At 37.6% G+C, this 14,456-nt stretch carries 15 protein-coding genes and 1 pseudogene; 12 read left to right on the top strand and 4 right to left on the bottom strand.

All coding sequences use genetic code 11. The features are described 5' to 3' along the window. Window positions 1-12 precede the first annotated feature (12 nt). On the bottom strand, window positions 13-894 hold the full coding sequence (locus B3D94_RS06020; protein WP_069483183.1) for a LysR substrate-binding domain-containing protein: 882 nt from the start codon (window positions 892-894) through the stop codon (window positions 13-15). A gap of 113 nt (window positions 895-1,007) precedes the next feature. Between B3D94_RS06020 and B3D94_RS06015 the strand changes: the two genes are divergently transcribed. Next, complete coding sequence (locus B3D94_RS06015; protein WP_069483184.1) at window positions 1,008-2,030, top strand: YeiH family protein; 1,023 nt, start codon at window positions 1,008-1,010, stop codon at window positions 2,028-2,030. 145 nt (window positions 2,031-2,175) lie between these two features. On the opposite strand, the gene B3D94_RS06010 is transcribed toward B3D94_RS06015, so the two are convergent. After that, on the bottom strand, window positions 2,176-2,511 hold the full coding sequence (locus B3D94_RS06010) for a heme oxygenase (protein ID WP_069483185.1): 336 nt from the start codon (window positions 2,509-2,511) through the stop codon (window positions 2,176-2,178). Between the two features lie 216 nt (window positions 2,512-2,727). Here B3D94_RS06010 and B3D94_RS06005 point away from each other — a divergent pair. The 8 genes and pseudogenes from B3D94_RS06005 to B3D94_RS05970 form a co-directional block, all read left to right on the top strand. Further along, window positions 2,728-3,084 (top strand): annotated as a pseudogene (locus tag B3D94_RS06005) (response regulator transcription factor); the annotation flags it as partial. A 162-nt stretch (window positions 3,085-3,246) separates the two neighbouring features. After that, window positions 3,247-3,849 carry an SAM-dependent methyltransferase gene (locus tag B3D94_RS06000; RefSeq protein WP_036121696.1) on the top strand — a complete coding sequence of 201 codons (603 nt, stop codon included), beginning with the start codon at window positions 3,247-3,249 and terminating at the stop codon, window positions 3,847-3,849. A 356-nt stretch (window positions 3,850-4,205) separates the two neighbouring features. Continuing rightward, window positions 4,206-5,426: an ABC transporter substrate-binding protein gene (locus tag B3D94_RS05995; RefSeq protein WP_069483187.1), complete on the top strand. Its 1,221-nt coding sequence runs from the start codon at window positions 4,206-4,208 to the stop codon at window positions 5,424-5,426. 147 nt (window positions 5,427-5,573) lie between these two features. Beyond that, window positions 5,574-6,449, top strand: a complete 876-nt coding sequence (locus tag B3D94_RS05990; protein ID WP_012296114.1) for a branched-chain amino acid ABC transporter permease — start codon at window positions 5,574-5,576, stop codon at window positions 6,447-6,449. A gap of 12 nt (window positions 6,450-6,461) precedes the next feature. Further along, window positions 6,462-7,397: a branched-chain amino acid ABC transporter permease gene (locus B3D94_RS05985; RefSeq protein ID WP_069483188.1), complete on the top strand. Its 936-nt coding sequence runs from the start codon at window positions 6,462-6,464 to the stop codon at window positions 7,395-7,397. Then, entirely contained in the window at window positions 7,397-8,176 is a 780-nt protein-coding gene (locus tag B3D94_RS05980) for an ABC transporter ATP-binding protein (protein ID WP_258269706.1), read from the top strand. The genes B3D94_RS05985 and B3D94_RS05980 overlap by 1 nt, the downstream gene beginning before the upstream one ends. After that, a complete protein-coding gene (locus B3D94_RS05975) occupies window positions 8,176-8,883 on the top strand; it encodes an ABC transporter ATP-binding protein (protein WP_025116481.1) in 708 nt (235 codons plus the stop codon). Before B3D94_RS05980 ends, B3D94_RS05975 begins: the two co-directional genes overlap by 1 nt. 116 nt (window positions 8,884-8,999) lie before the next feature. Continuing rightward, window positions 9,000-9,497 (top strand): cupin domain-containing protein, encoded by a 498-nt coding sequence (locus B3D94_RS05970; RefSeq protein WP_069483189.1) that lies wholly within the window; start codon window positions 9,000-9,002, stop codon window positions 9,495-9,497. Window positions 9,498-9,538: 41 nt separating this feature from the next. Here B3D94_RS05970 and B3D94_RS05965 read toward each other — a convergent pair whose 3' ends face one another. Further along, complete coding sequence (locus tag B3D94_RS05965; RefSeq protein WP_291755681.1) at window positions 9,539-10,258, bottom strand: DUF6904 family protein; 720 nt, start codon at window positions 10,256-10,258, stop codon at window positions 9,539-9,541. A gap of 22 nt (window positions 10,259-10,280) precedes the next feature. Beyond that, the gene (gene rluF, locus B3D94_RS05960; RefSeq protein ID WP_069483191.1) at window positions 10,281-10,982 is read right to left on the bottom strand and encodes a 23S rRNA pseudouridine(2604) synthase RluF; all 702 of its coding nucleotides are present in this window, start codon (window positions 10,980-10,982) and stop codon (window positions 10,281-10,283) included. A gap of 240 nt (window positions 10,983-11,222) precedes the next feature. Here rluF and adh point away from each other — a divergent pair, with 240 nt between their 5' ends. From adh to B3D94_RS05945, 3 genes are all read left to right on the top strand, one after another. Continuing rightward, window positions 11,223-12,743, top strand: coding sequence for an aldehyde dehydrogenase (gene adh / locus B3D94_RS05955; protein WP_069483192.1), 1,521 nt, complete (start codon window positions 11,223-11,225; stop codon window positions 12,741-12,743). Window positions 12,744-12,764: 21 nt separating this feature from the next. After that, window positions 12,765-13,124, top strand: a complete 360-nt coding sequence (locus B3D94_RS05950; protein ID WP_036121675.1) for a DUF779 domain-containing protein — start codon at window positions 12,765-12,767, stop codon at window positions 13,122-13,124. A gap of 333 nt (window positions 13,125-13,457) precedes the next feature. Then, the gene (locus B3D94_RS05945; protein WP_069483193.1) at window positions 13,458-14,426 is read left to right on the top strand and encodes a DUF4003 family protein; all 969 of its coding nucleotides are present in this window, start codon (window positions 13,458-13,460) and stop codon (window positions 14,424-14,426) included. The last annotated feature ends 30 nt before the right edge of the window (window positions 14,427-14,456 follow it).

Below are 14,456 nucleotides of genomic sequence, written 5' to 3'. Positions count from 1 at the left end.
GGGAAAAGTCAGCTAAGCTTTTTTTGATAATGCTTCAATTAATATATCCACATTCCGCTTATTTTTCATAGTTGGCGAACAAAGATAAGAAAATGTCCGCATAAAATGCTGTCCTTCAAGGGAGAGAATCGCCATATCGCCATTTTTTAACTCACGCTCAATGACACACGCAGACAGTAAGGAAAGCCCAAGTCCTTGCATAACACTTTCTTTAACTCCCTGATTACTACTAATGGTTAACAGTGATTGAACCAGTAAACCATTAGCTCTAAATAAATGATCTAAATAATAACGTGTGCCGGAGCCTTCCTCACGCGCAACCCAGCTTTGCTGTTGGAGTTTGTCCGCAGTAATAGGCTGTTCCTTTGTTAGCGGATGATTGCTTGCACTTACAATAAATAACTCATCCTGCATGAATGGCTTTATCAAAAGTTCATTGTCATGGGCCTGTCCTTCTATCAGGCCAATATCAACTTGCAATAATTTTGTATATTGAATGATTTCTTTCGTATTACCAATAATAATTTGAAGCTCAAGTTGGGGGAAACGTTGTTGCAAGCTAGCGATAATAGGAGGAAGTATATATTCTCCAATAGTAAAACTAGCCCCTATTACAAGTGTCCCTTGTACTTCTTGATGATAGGCTGCAATGTCTTCTATAGCTGCCTCAGTTATAGCCATAATCTGCTTAGCCCGTTTATATAGAATTTCACCAGTTGGTGTAATTTGTACAGATTTTGGCGAACGAATAAATAAAGTAGTCTGTAATTCCTGTTCAAGGTTTTTAATGTGTAAGCTGACACTCGGCTGTGAAATATGAAGTATTTCTGAGGCCTTTGTAAAATTATTGACCTCTACCAGTGTGATGAACGTTTTTAAACCCTCATATTGCATATCTACACCTCTGTAATTAGAAATATTAATAATAACAATTATATATATGTATTTTACTAATCATGAACTTTTTAATAAAGTAGTAATCAACAAAGGAGAAAGAAGTGAACATCATGGTTAATGGACAGAACAAAGGAAAATATGCACTTCATCCAAACTTTCTAAAGGGAATATTACTAACACTCTTTATAGCCTTAGTTGCAAAATATATTGCTACTTTTCCTTTCTTTTCAATATTGGGGCAATTGGTCATTGCTATTATATTAGGGATGGCTTGGCGTGCAGCATTTAAAGTGCAGGATTCCTGGCAAGTTGGAATTGCATTTTCCAGTAAGAAGCTATTACGATTCGGTATTATTTTATTGGGAATGCGTTTAAATTTAGCTGATATTTATCACGCTGGAGCCAATGTTTTTTTGATTGCCATCATTAATTTATTATTTGCATTAATTGTAGTGTATGGTCTAACAAAAATTTTTCACGTGGATCAAAAGCTAGGGATACTAACGGCTTGTGGAACCGCTATTTGTGGAGCTGCAGCTGTCGTGGCAATTGCACCTCAAATTAAAGCAAATGAAAAGGAAACTGCTGTGGGGGCAGCCATTGTTGCATTATTAGGAACGGTATTTACACTTGTTTATACAGTACTTTATTCTGTTATGAACTTAACGCCAACAGAGTATGGCATTTTCGCAGGTGGTACCCTACATGAAATTGCCCATGTTATTGCCGCAGCATCCGCAGGTGGAAATGAAGCCATTGATATAGCGGTCATTGTAAAGTTAACGCGTGTCGCTTTGCTTGTTCCAGTAGCCATTATAATTGGTATTTTCTATCGAAGAACGGCTAAAGGGGAAGAGAAAAAAGCATTTTCATTGTCAATCATACCGTGGTTTATAGTAGGGTTCTTAGCAATGAGTGCGATTAATTCTTTAGGTATTATACCGGTTAATGTGGCGCAAGCCCTTGTAAATATTGCTTACATTTTAATTGCTATGGCGATGGCTGGTCTTGGATTAAATGTTGAGATTAAAACGTTTAAGGAGCTTGGAGTAAAGGCATTTGTTGCTGGTTTAATTGGCTCAGTTTGTCTATCCGTATTAGGCTATTTTCTTGTTATTTTTTTAGCAAGATGATGAAAAATATTTCCCTGTATTAGGACTAATCATTTGTAAAAAGATTTTGTACAAACTACCTTCATGAAAAAGACCCTGCATTGTATGCCAACATGCAGGGCTTTTTAGATAGAATCAGAAGATCATGTATAAATATTTAGTGTGTTTATGAACGTAAAGCTTCAATGGAAGTTGCTAATTCAGCAACTACTATTTTGCTACCGATAATTGGGCTATCCGCTTTTTCCCCTTCAGAGCCTGAACTTGGACGGTGATGGGCTGCAGCAAATGCATCGCTATTACGCCATGCCTGGAAATGCTCCTTGGATTCCCAATACATATTAACACTCATTTCGTCATAAGTAGGATCATCCGTTGAAATTAATACCTCTACCTTATGGAAGCCTTCAAATTGTTGTAGAGGACCTGGTTTTGTAAAGTTTGGAGCCATTCTTGCTGCAAAACCTGGCTTCACTTGAATACGATTTGTAACAATGATCATGCTTTTCCCCCCTTATTTTCATTTACTAGGTTTTTGAATGAATTATCACTGATTATCATTCGCAATCAATGATAAGTGGCTTAGGAAGACATTGTCAATAGAAGTCCTCAATATATTCTCATCGTAAGTATACTTCTGCTTATATGCTGACATTTAACTGACATAATCCAGTGCTATAATAAATATAAGAGCTAGTTAGTCGCGAGGTGAACAAAAATGGCGCATATATTAGTAATAGAAGACGAATATGCAATTAGCCAGGTGTTAAAAGTTTATTTAAAAAAGGTCGGCTATGATGTAACACAATGTTTTAGAGGTGATGAGGCTTTAGATAAATTTATTGAGACTCAGCCTGATTTAGTGCTACTAGATATTATGCTGCCTGAGAAAAATGGTTGGATTATTTTAAAAGAAATTAGAGAACTCAGTGCTTGTCCCATTATTATGCTAACCGCTTTAGGTGAGGTGAATTACCGTTTAGAAGGTTTTGACCAAGGGGCAGACGATTATATTGCAAAGCCCTTTATTGCAGATGAAGTTGTTGCGAGAGTGAAGGCCGTTTTAAGACGCGCTACAATCATTGCATCCTTAATGTTATTACTCCTTTCACTTCTCTTTGTTTATAGATTTAAGCGTAGAGGCTATTAAAAAAATGACCATATCCAAACTTTTGGGTATGGTTTTTGCTTTTTCTCGTGCTAAAATAAAGCATTCTGTTCTTAGGAGTCCTTTTATATGAATGAACAACAGTTTGATAAATATTTGCACATTAAGACCGTGGGAGAACAATATGGTTTCCCAAAGCTTGCCCACTATCACCGTTATGAACCAACCCCTTATATTGGGCTAGAACAATTATTTGCTATCTATGAGATGCCTAACGACCCTGTGTTTATTGATATGGGCTGTGGAAAGGGAAGGGTACCCATTTATGTTCATCATCAATTTCATATTCCAACGATCGGAATAGAGATGGACGCTGGATTTTATGCAGAGGCAGAAGAAAATAAACGAAGCTATCTTCAAAAAAAGCGTTCACATGCACCTATTACATTTATTCATACGATAGCAGAGGCATATGAAATAAAGCCGCGTGATAATGTGTTTTTCTTTTTTAATCCCTTTTCCATTCATATTTTCCGCACAGTTATTCAGAACATTTGGCAATCCTATGAGCAAAAAATGCGAGATATTCATATAATTTTATACTATCCTCCCTATGATTATTTACAGTTTTTACATCAGGGGACACCATTTGAATTGCTCCATGAAGTGCATTTAGAAAATGAAACTAATATGAATGAACGCCTTTGTGTGTTCGAATTAAAGAAAGCATAGGGGCAACCAGCTCTATGCTTTTTTCTCTTTTTACAGACTTATTTTCAGGGAAATAATTTAGTAAGAAATAAGTACAGCAAAAACCTTATCTTAAAAAAATAATCGCATATGATAGTTTTGTACTACACTACAACTTGAATTGAAAGATAATTCTTAAATAACTAATTATACTGAAAAATCACTCTAGACTAAATATAAAGAATGTTTTACAATGTAAAAGTCATAAATGAATAATATTGTTCTGTCGTTTTTAAGTAGTTATAAATAATTATTTTTGCTATTGAGGAAATGAATTTATTTGTTTATAATTATCAGAAATATCTAATATTTTAGAAATCTTCAGGGGGAATCTAATTATGAAAGAGAGTAAAAAGCTTAAGAAGTTCGGTTCACTATTAGTAGCATCTTCATTACTTGCTGGTGTACTTGCTGGTTGTGGTAACGGAGACGATTCAAGTTCAGGTGGTGGCTCATCATCAGGCGGTGGTTCATCTGATGGTGATACAATTAAAATTGGTGCAAACCTAGAGCTTTCAGGAAATGTAGCATCTTACGGTTCTTCAATCGGTCTGGGCGCAGAATTGGCTGTAAAAGAAATAAATGATGCTGGTGGTATTGATGGTAAGAAGATTGAACTGATTAAAGTAGATAATAAATCTGAAAACTCTGAGGCTACAGCTGCAGCTATTAAACTAGCAACGCAAGATAAAGTAGTAGCAATGCTAGCTCCTGCAACTTCAGGGAATACAGTAGCAACGGTTCAAATTGCCAATCAAAATAAAATCCCGATTGTTACTGGTTCTGGAACTGCCCCAAATATTACGGTAAATGAGGATGGCAGCGTTAACGAATATGCATTCCGTACATGCTTTATTGACCCATTCCAAGGGATTGTGGCAGCTAACTTCGCTTCAGGTGAGCTAAGTGCGAAAAACGTAGCTATTTTTGCAGACAATGCATCTGATTATGCAAAAGGTTTAGCAAAGTCCTTTAAAGAAACGATTACTAAGAGTGGTGGAAAAATTGTGAAGGAAGAAGCTTATGTAGCGAAAGATACAGACTTCCGTACACAATTAACAAATATTAAAGCAGCGAATCCAGACTTTATCTTTATCCCTGGATACTATGAAGAGGTTGGTTTAATTGTTAAACAAGCCCGTGAAATGGGTATTGATGTACCTTTAATGGGGGCTGATGGTTGGGATTCACCAACTTTAGTGGATCTAGCTGGGAAGGATGCATTAAATAATACGTACATTACTAACCACTATTCTGCAGAAGATCCAGATCAAAAAATTCAAGACTTTGTAAAGGCATTTAAAGCGGCAAATGGTGATAAGGCACCTGATGCGTTCAACGCACTTGGATATGACTCTATTTACTACATTGCTGATGCCATTAAACGTGCAGGTTCTACGGATGGGGAAGCAATTAAAAATGAATTAGCTGCAACAAAAGATCTTTCTTTAGTAACAGGTACTTTCTCAGTTGACGAAAACCATAACCCAATTAAAACAGCAACAGTTCTTGAATTTAAAGACGGTAAACAAGTGTTCAACTCTAAAGTTAATCCTTAATGTTTTGTAAGTAAGGGGGAGGCGGGTAAACACGCCTTCCTTTTTTCTATTTTAGATAACTAGAATCGCAGTATAAAACATAACTTTTTAGTATCGATGCATGTACAAATTTCTCATTTTTCAGAAAATTCAAAGGAGTGAATGCGTATGGAATGGATACAGCAACTTGTGAATGGTATTTCACTTGGAAGTATCTACGCGTTAATAGCACTAGGGTATACGATGGTATACGGTATTATCAAGCTGATTAACTTTGCTCATGGTGACGTTTTCATGATTGGTTCATTTATCGGCTTTTACGCAATTGCTAAATGGGAGCTTGGCTTTTTCCCAGCATTATTATTGGCGATGCTCATTTGTGCGATTTTTGGTGTTTTAATTGAACGGATCGCCTATAAACGTTTACGAAATGCAACACGTATTGCGGCATTAATTACAGCGATCGGCGTATCGTTATTAATTGAATATACAACTATTTTCTTCAGAGGGGCTCAACCGGCAGCGTATCCTGAAGTGTTCAAAAATAAGTCTTTTGATATTTTAGGCGTACAAATTAGTAGCACATCTATTTTAATTTTATCAGTCGCTGTTGTACTGATGATCCTTTTACAATTCATCGTACATAAAACAAAAATCGGGAAAGCCATGCGTGCTGTTTCTCATGATGCCGATGCAGCACGTTTAATGGGGATTAACGTTGATAATACAATCTCTGCAACATTTGCAATTGGTTCGGCTTTAGCTGGTGCAGCCGGTGTTATCTTCGGTGTTTATTATACGAAAATTGACCCGTTAATGGGTGTTATACCAGGAGTTAAAGCGTTTATCGCAGCTGTTCTTGGTGGGATTGGTATTATTCCTGGCGCTATGGTCGGTGGTATGTTACTAGGCGTTGTAGAATCTTTAGTAAGTGCGCTTGGCTTCTCTTTATGGAGAGATGCAGCGGCATTCGTTATTTTAATTTTAATTTTAATATTCAGACCATCGGGTATCTTTGGTAAAAATGCCCGTGAGAAAGTGTAGGTGAGCGGTTATATGAAAAAGTCTAAAGTTTTCTGGGTCTATGCCGTATTAGCGCTAGTCATCTATGCAGTTGTGCAATTATTGATTACGACCGAAGTCGTTGATATGTACTATAAAAATATGCTGATTACGATGTGTATTAACATTATGCTAGCTGTCAGTTTGCATATTGTTATCGGGGTTACAGGTCAATTCTCGATTGGACATGCTGGGTTCCTAGCAGTTGGGGCTTATGTATCAGCTATTATTACGACGAAGCTCATGTTGCCATTCCCATTGGCAATTTTATTAGGGGCAGTTGCAGCAGCTATCGCAGGTCTCATTGTAGGTATTCCGACACTTCGTTTAAAAGGGGATTATCTAGCAATTGCAACTCTAGGATTTGCGGAGATTATTCGTATAATTTTCTTAAATACGGATTATGTTGGCGGTGCTGCAGGGATGCAAGTTAAATATTTATCTAACTGGACGTATGCATTCTTCGGTGTAGTATTAACTATTCTTGTCATCTCAAACTTTACAAATTCACGTCATGGTCGCGCATGTATTTCTATCCGAGAAGATGAGATTGCAGCAGATGCTATGGGAATTAATACAACTTACTATAAGGTTGTGGCGTTCGCGATTGGATCTTTCTTTGCTGGGCTAGCAGGTGCAATTTTCGCCCATAACTTTTACATTATTCAACCGACGACTTTCGGTTTCTTAAAATCATTTGATATTTTAATTTACGTTGTACTTGGTGGCTTAGGAAGTCTTTCAGGTTCTGTAATCGCTGCGATTTTCTTAACAATTGTATCGACGTATCTAGCAAACTTCCCTGAGACTCGTATGATTATTTACAGTTTAGTATTAATTATCGTAATGCTTTACCGCCCAACAGGATTAATGGGAACAAAAGAAATTACGGATTTATTTAAGTTTGGTAAAAAAGGAGGTACAAAATAATGACTGGAAACCTTCTTATTAATGTTGAAAACATGGGAATTCAATTTGGTGGTTTAAAGGCGGTACAGGGTGTTAATATGTACCTCAATCAAGGTGAATTAGTGGGTTTGATCGGCCCTAATGGTGCTGGAAAAACGACTAGCTTTAATATGCTGACAGGGGTGTATACACCAACAGAGGGGACCATCACATTTGGCGGACAGAAATTAAACGGTCTTGCACCTTACCAAGTGACACAAAAGGGAATAAGCCGTACATTCCAAAATATTCGTTTATTTAAAGAGCTATCTGTTCTAGACAATGTTAAAGTAGCCAACCATTCGCTTGCTAAGCATTCAATGTGGTCTTCGATTTTTCGCTTACCCACGCATTTCAAGGGTGAGGCCGAAATGGAGCTTCAATCCATAGAGTTTTTAAAAATCTTTGGTTTAGATGTCTATATGAATGAGTTAGCTAAAAATTTACCATATGGAATGCAGCGACGATTAGAGATTGCCCGTGCATTAGCGGCAAATCCAAAGCTATTATTATTGGATGAACCAGCTGCCGGAATGAATCCGCAGGAAACGCATGATCTAATGGAATTAATTGCGTTTATTCGTAAGAAGTTTGGCTTAACGATATTACTGATTGAGCATGATATGAGCTTAGTAATGGGTATTTGTGAGCGTATTTATGTGCTCGATCATGGACAACTAATTGCTGACGGGACACCAGAAGAAATTCGCAACAATCCAAAGGTAATTGAAGCTTACCTTGGTGAGGAGGTTATCGGCTAATGCTAAAAGTACAAAATATAGATGTTTATTATGGCAACATTCAAGCATTAAAGGGCCTCTCTTTAGAAGTAAATGAGGGTGAAATTGTAACATTAATCGGTGCAAACGGTGCTGGGAAAAGTACATTGTTAAAAACATTGTCAGGTTTATTAAAGCCAAAAGGTGGCATTATTGAATACGAAGGCTTCTCTATTGCAGGGAAAGCAGCTCAAACTATTGTGAAATCGGGGATTTCCCACGTTCCAGAAGGACGTCGTGTTTTTGCCAATATGTCCGTAGAAGAAAACTTAGAGCTTGGCGCCTATTTGCGTAATGACAAAGCAGGAATTAAAAAAGATATGGACCATGTTTTCGAGTTATTCCCTAGACTATTGGAGCGTCGCAAACAGCTATCAGGAACATTGTCTGGTGGGGAACAGCAAATGCTTGCGATGGGTCGTGCCTTAATGGCAAAGCCCAAATTGCTATTAATGGATGAACCTTCTATGGGGCTCGCACCGCTAATGGTTAAAAACATTTTCAATATTATTGAACAGGTGAATAAAGAGGGGACAACGGTATTGCTTGTTGAGCAAAATGCCAATATGGCACTGTCTGTCGCAAACCGTGCATACGTGCTCGAAACAGGGCGTATTGTTTTATCTGGTTCAGCCAAAGAGCTTCAAGAAAGTGAAGAGGTAAAAGCAGCTTATTTGGGTGGTTTATAATGGGGAAGGGCGTCTCAACAATGAGGGGCCCTTTTTCGTTGTTCTTCCTACTGAATAATTGAAGGTAGCATTTTACTATTCATTTTTGGTAAGGTGGAAAAAAGGAGTGATGTAATTTGAACTATTCAGCACAATATTTTATTAAACAACTAAATTTAGCCGAACATCCTGAAGGAGGCTATTATATTTCCTCATTTCGGGCTGCAGAAGATATTGCAGTAAGAGATGTTCAGAGACCTATTTATACGAGTATTTATTTCTTACTTCGCTCACAGGACATTTCACACCTACATCGTTTGCAGTCAGATGAGCTATGGTATTACCATGCCGGTAGTCCGCTTACAGTCCATATGATTTTTCCAGATGGAACATATGAAGCGAAGAAGCTTGGATTGAACATAGAAGCGGGGGAGATACCACAAATTGTGGTGCCTAAAAATACGATATTTGGATCATCAGTGGAGGAAGCAGATACGTTTAGTTTAGTGGGATGTATGGTTGCCCCAGGCTTTGACTTTGAGGATTTCGAATTATTTACACAGGATGAGCTTTTAGCAGATTACCCTCAGCATGAGGCTGTAATTCGTAAAATGGCCTACCAAACGATTAAATAAAAAATATGCCGTCTCATTCATTGTGAGGCGGCGTTGTTTGTTTACCATAAAATTTCTTCCGGATAGCTAAGCTGTATTTGTATGGCGTGGAGAGGTTGTTTCGTGGCAATCGCGGCTTCCATTAGGTGTGATTTAAGTGCTACATATTCATGATCCTCTACAAGTAAGCGTAATGCAAATGCTGCTAGCTGAGCTTTACGTTCTTCTTTATTTAATTGGATATATTCTAAATTCAGAACATCCACATACTGTGTGGCGAAAAGGAAGGTTAAAGGGCTTTTTGCCTGTAGCATTGTTAAAAAGACTCCATAATCCTCTTCATTCACTTCCTGTTCTAAACAATCTGCAATAGCAGCTTGAAATTTACGAATCGTCGCTATCTCATGATTCCAAATAGATGCATTGTTTAATGTCAGGTGAAGATCAATGAAATCGTTTAAAGCGATAGCGCTAAAGATAATTTCAGGCCAAAGGATATCTGTAGCGAAATAGATGTTTTTATTGGGGAAAATCAGTTCATGTTGTGTGAGGGTGTTCTTGTTAACACCGTTACTCACAAACTCTAGTTGGTGTTCCCCAAGCATAGCATGTCTCAGTTTATAGCAAACGCTTAAAATACGGAGTCGAGGACCTTGATAATCATAGTATTTATTGGCATCACCAGTTACTTTGTAAATAGCGTTGATCAGCTCATCTAAATCCCAGAAGTCTCCGCAAATCTGTACACCTGTTAACTGCTCTGTGCTTTGAATGGAAATCATCGTCCTCGCCCTCCTCTGATCCTTATTTTGGTGTGTAATTCAGTAGTTTGAATAGCTCTACCTGCTCTTTATCAGTCAAGTCGCGCCATTGGCCAACTTTTAAATTTGCAAGCTTAATATTCATAATACGAATACGCTGTAGACGCTTTACAGAGTAGCCAAGAGCTGAACACATCCGGCGTATTTGGCGATTTAAGCCTTGCTCCAAAATGATTTTAAAAACTTTGTCTGATATCTTTTCAACATAACAAGGTAAGGTCGTGGTATCTAGAATATCTACACCTGCGCCCATCTTGTTAATAAATTGCTCTGTTATAGGTTTATCTACTTGAACAATATATTCTTTTTCATGATGGTTTTCAGCGCGAAGAATTTTATTGACGATATCGCCATCATTAGTTAATAACAATAGCCCCTCCGATTCCTTATCGAGACGCCCAATATGAAAAATTCGTAAAGGATGATTTACAAAATCAACGACATTGCCTTTTATATGGCGTTCCGTTGTGCTTGTTATGCCGACCGGCTTGTTTAAAGCTATATAGACAAGCTTTTGTTCTTTCTTTACCTCTTTTCCATCAACGCAAACAATGTCGCCATTCTCAACCTGACTTCCAACAGTCGCAGGTTCTCCGTTAATTGTTACTTTTCCTTCGGCTATCCACTTATCAGCCCCACGGCGCGATATAATGCCTGTTTCACTTAAATATTTATTAATACGCATATTGTTCTCCTAAATCTAATATTATTTTTAAGTATACCTTAACGTTATACAAACCGTGAATTCTATATACTTTTCTAGTAAAAATAAATTGCTTGAAAAATTTTTTAAAAAGTTGAAATTATTATTTGTTTCTGACAATATATTAGGTGAGAGGGTTTCTATGAAAATATTGTTATTTCGCTATAAAATAGTGTTTTTTTGTAGATAATCTCATTAAATTGTGTAAAGGGGAGAAGTAAAATGGTTTATGCATTTCCAAACACTGAAGGATCGGTAGTTCAATTCAAGCAGAAATATGATAATTATATTGGTGGCGAATGGACACCCCCAGTGAAGGGTCAATACTTTGATAATGTCACTCCTGTTACTGGACAAGTTTTTACACAAGTCGCGCGTTCCACAGCTGAGGATATTGAACTGGCACTTGATGCAGCACATGCTGCTAAAGATGCTTGGGGAAAAACATCACCGACAGAACGTGCAAACATTTTACTTAAAATTGCGGATCGTATTGAGCAAAATTTAGAAAAGCTAGCCGTTGCCGAAACATGGGATAACGGTAAGGCGGTACGTGAAACTTTAAATGCAGATATCCCTCTTGCCATTGATCATTTCCGTTACTTTGCTGGAGCTTTACGTGCTCAAGAAGGCTCTGTAAGCCAAATCGATAACGATACAGTAGCTTATCATTTCCATGAGCCAATAGGGGTAGTGGGCCAAATTATACCTTGGAACTTCCCGTTATTAATGGCTGTTTGGAAGCTTGCGCCAGCACTAGCTGCCGGAAACTGTGTCGTATTAAAGCCTGCAGAACAAACACCAGCATCTATTATGGTGCTAGTGGAATTAATAGAAGATTTATTACCATCAGGTGTCATTAATATTGTGAATGGTTTTGGTTTAGAGGCTGGGAAACCGCTTGCATCTAATCCACGTATCGGTAAGATTGCCTTCACTGGTGAGACAACAACTGGTCGTTTGATTATGCAATACGCGTCTCAAAACCTAATCCCAGTTACATTAGAGCTTGGTGGTAAATCACCTAATATCTTCTTTGAGGATATTATGGATAAGGACGACGAATTTTTAGATAAAGCAGTCGAAGGCTTCGTATTATTTGCTCTGAACCAAGGGGAAGTATGTACATGCCCTTCACGTGCAATTATTCAAGAATCTATTTATGATAAATTTATGGAACGTGTACTACAACGAGTAGAAGCTATTAAAGTTGGTAATCCGCTTGATCCAAACACAATGATGGGAGCGCAGGCTTCAAGCGAGCAACTGGAAAAAATCCTTTCTTATTTAGATATCGGTAAGCAAGAAGGTGCAGAATGTCTAATCGGTGGGGAGAAAAATAATGTAGGGGAAGGCTTTGAAAATGGCTACTACGTTAAACCAACTGTCTTTAAAGGACATAATAAAATGCGTATTTTCCAGGAGGAAATTTTTGGTCCTGTTGTAGCTGTTACTACGTTTAAAACGAAAGAAGAGGCATTAGAAATTGCGAATGATACACTGTATGGCTTAGGTTCAGGTGTTTGGACAAGAGATATTAATACAGCATATCGCTTCGGTCGTGAAATAGAGGCAGGTCGTGTTTGGACAAACTGCTACCATGCTTATCCTGCACATGCTGCGTTCGGTGGCTACAAAATGTCAGGCGTTGGTCGTGAAAATCATAAAATGATGCTATCTCATTACCAACAAACGAAAAATTTATTAGTTAGCTATAGCGAAAATAAACTTGGTTTCTTCTAATCCATAGGGAGGTGCATGAGCGTGATTGAACGTGTATTAGCCACGGCAGAAGCGCTGGCACTCATCGAGCTATTAAAAGAGAAACATGGGCCTGTTATGTTTCATCAATCAGGCGGATGCTGTGATGGTTCTTCCCCTATGTGTTATCCAGACGGAGACTTGCTATTAGGTGATCAGGATATATGTTTGGGCGAAATAGGTGGAGCTCCATTCTATATGCATAAAAATCAATATGATTATTGGAAACATACTCAAATCATACTGGATGTAGTGGAAGGTAGAGGTGGGATGTTTTCATTAGAGGGCGTTGAAGGAAAACGATTCTTAACAAGATCGAGAGCCTTCACATCAGAAGAATTACAGGAGCTAGGATTAATTTAACGAGTCATTTGTACAGCGGCAAAAAACATTGCCGCTGTCTTTTTGCATTAATTTTTAGAAAAAAGGGTATGTAAAGCTATATTGTTAGACGAATTTCGTAAAAATAAAAATAGCTGTAAACGTTCTTTTAAGGTCACGGTAAATATTAATTTCCGAGTGGTTTTTGCAATCAACAGTAGTTCCTCCTTTTGTATTTGTTTAATATTTCCTATTAAATCAAAAAAATGGGGTAACATATATTAAATTAAGTTTACTTTTTATGTTAATTGTTACAAATGGGATGAATCTTTCTCGCATTATGTAACGTAAAATGGGTAAAGGAGCGTGCTAAATATGGATTACGTGATGATAGAAAATCAATTTACAAATACGGTAGAAGATGTTTCGAAGGCTGCGGGATGGACAGTGGATCGTAAAATTGTTTTAGCTATAGCTAGTACGTTTGTTGCGTCAGGGAAAACATTTGATGCGGTCCAATACAAACATATTTTACAGGAAATGAAGAAGCAATCCTCGTGGATGTCTCCCTTAAGAACTACGGTAGGCTATAGCATAGCTGCTAATTTAATGGAGCATGCGGATGCTGAAAAAGCAGTAATGAATTTATTAACGAATGTGAATGCATTAAAGGAAGCGAAATTTAGAAGCGGTAACTTTAGTTATATTGCAGCTCAGTTTTTGACAGAGGACGAAAAGGATAAAAACGCGCATGCATATGCAGCTAGAGCTTTATTTGATGCCATTCGTAAACATCATCCATTTTTAACATCCTATGAAGATATTCCATACACTGTGTTACTAAGTAGTCCATCTGATGATGTGGAAGTACGTGCGGAAACGATGAATCGCTATTATAAAGAATTACGAACATATAATTTTAATGCAGGAAATGAGCTGCAATGGTTGTCACAAGTATTAACCTTCCTATCTCCACAATTTGATCGTCAACTAGTGCCCAATGTCGTGACCATTCGAGATACGCTAAAAAATCAAGATGTCAAAGTAAAGGCCATGCATTATCCCTTACTTGGATTTTTAGCCTTACTAGATCTTACTCATCACCAATTGCAAGAAGTTATACATTTATATCATGAATTAAAGGATTTAAAATTATTAAAATGGCATCGTGAATTTGTTCTCTTTATGGCTGTACAAATCGCCATTTATGATATGGCGAAAGTACAAAAATCACTGTCTATGACGATTATGTCATCTATTGAATTATTAATTCAAGCTCAGCATGCTGCAATGATAGCGGCAGTTAGTGCAGCCGCTATTGCATCGAGTTCGAGCTCTTCGTGATAGAATGAGGGAGAACAATTATGGGAGGTG

This window comes from Lysinibacillus sp. UBA5990, assembly GCF_002429815.1.
GTDB classification, from domain to species: Bacteria; Bacillota; Bacilli; order Bacillales_A; family Planococcaceae; genus Lysinibacillus; species Lysinibacillus fusiformis.
This window is presented reverse-complemented; position numbering and strand designations above follow the sequence as displayed.

Bases quoted from the DNA above. Each gene is read 5' to 3' on its own strand.
- B3D94_RS06020 (WP_069483183.1), bottom strand. From the start codon at position 894: ATGCAATATGAGGGTTTAAAAACGTTCATCACACTGGTAGAGGTCAAT.
- B3D94_RS06015 (WP_069483184.1), top strand. From the start codon at position 1,008: ATGGTTAATGGACAGAACAAAGGAAAATATGCACTTCATCCAAACTTT.
- B3D94_RS06010 (WP_069483185.1), bottom strand. From the start codon at position 2,511: ATGATCATTGTTACAAATCGTATTCAAGTGAAGCCAGGTTTTGCAGCA.
- B3D94_RS06000 (WP_036121696.1), top strand. From the start codon at position 3,247: ATGAATGAACAACAGTTTGATAAATATTTGCACATTAAGACCGTGGGA.
- B3D94_RS05995 (WP_069483187.1), top strand. From the start codon at position 4,206: ATGAAAGAGAGTAAAAAGCTTAAGAAGTTCGGTTCACTATTAGTAGCA.
- B3D94_RS05990 (WP_012296114.1), top strand. From the start codon at position 5,574: ATGGAATGGATACAGCAACTTGTGAATGGTATTTCACTTGGAAGTATC.
- B3D94_RS05985 (WP_069483188.1), top strand. From the start codon at position 6,462: ATGAAAAAGTCTAAAGTTTTCTGGGTCTATGCCGTATTAGCGCTAGTC.
- B3D94_RS05980 (WP_258269706.1), top strand. From the start codon at position 7,397: ATGACTGGAAACCTTCTTATTAATGTTGAAAACATGGGAATTCAATTT.
- B3D94_RS05975 (WP_025116481.1), top strand. From the start codon at position 8,176: ATGCTAAAAGTACAAAATATAGATGTTTATTATGGCAACATTCAAGCA.
- B3D94_RS05965 (WP_291755681.1), bottom strand. From the start codon at position 10,258: ATGATTTCCATTCAAAGCACAGAGCAGTTAACAGGTGTACAGATTTGC.
- rluF (WP_069483191.1), bottom strand. From the start codon at position 10,982: ATGCGTATTAATAAATATTTAAGTGAAACAGGCATTATATCGCGCCGT.
- adh (WP_069483192.1), top strand. From the start codon at position 11,223: ATGGTTTATGCATTTCCAAACACTGAAGGATCGGTAGTTCAATTCAAG.
- B3D94_RS05945 (WP_069483193.1), top strand. From the start codon at position 13,458: ATGGATTACGTGATGATAGAAAATCAATTTACAAATACGGTAGAAGAT.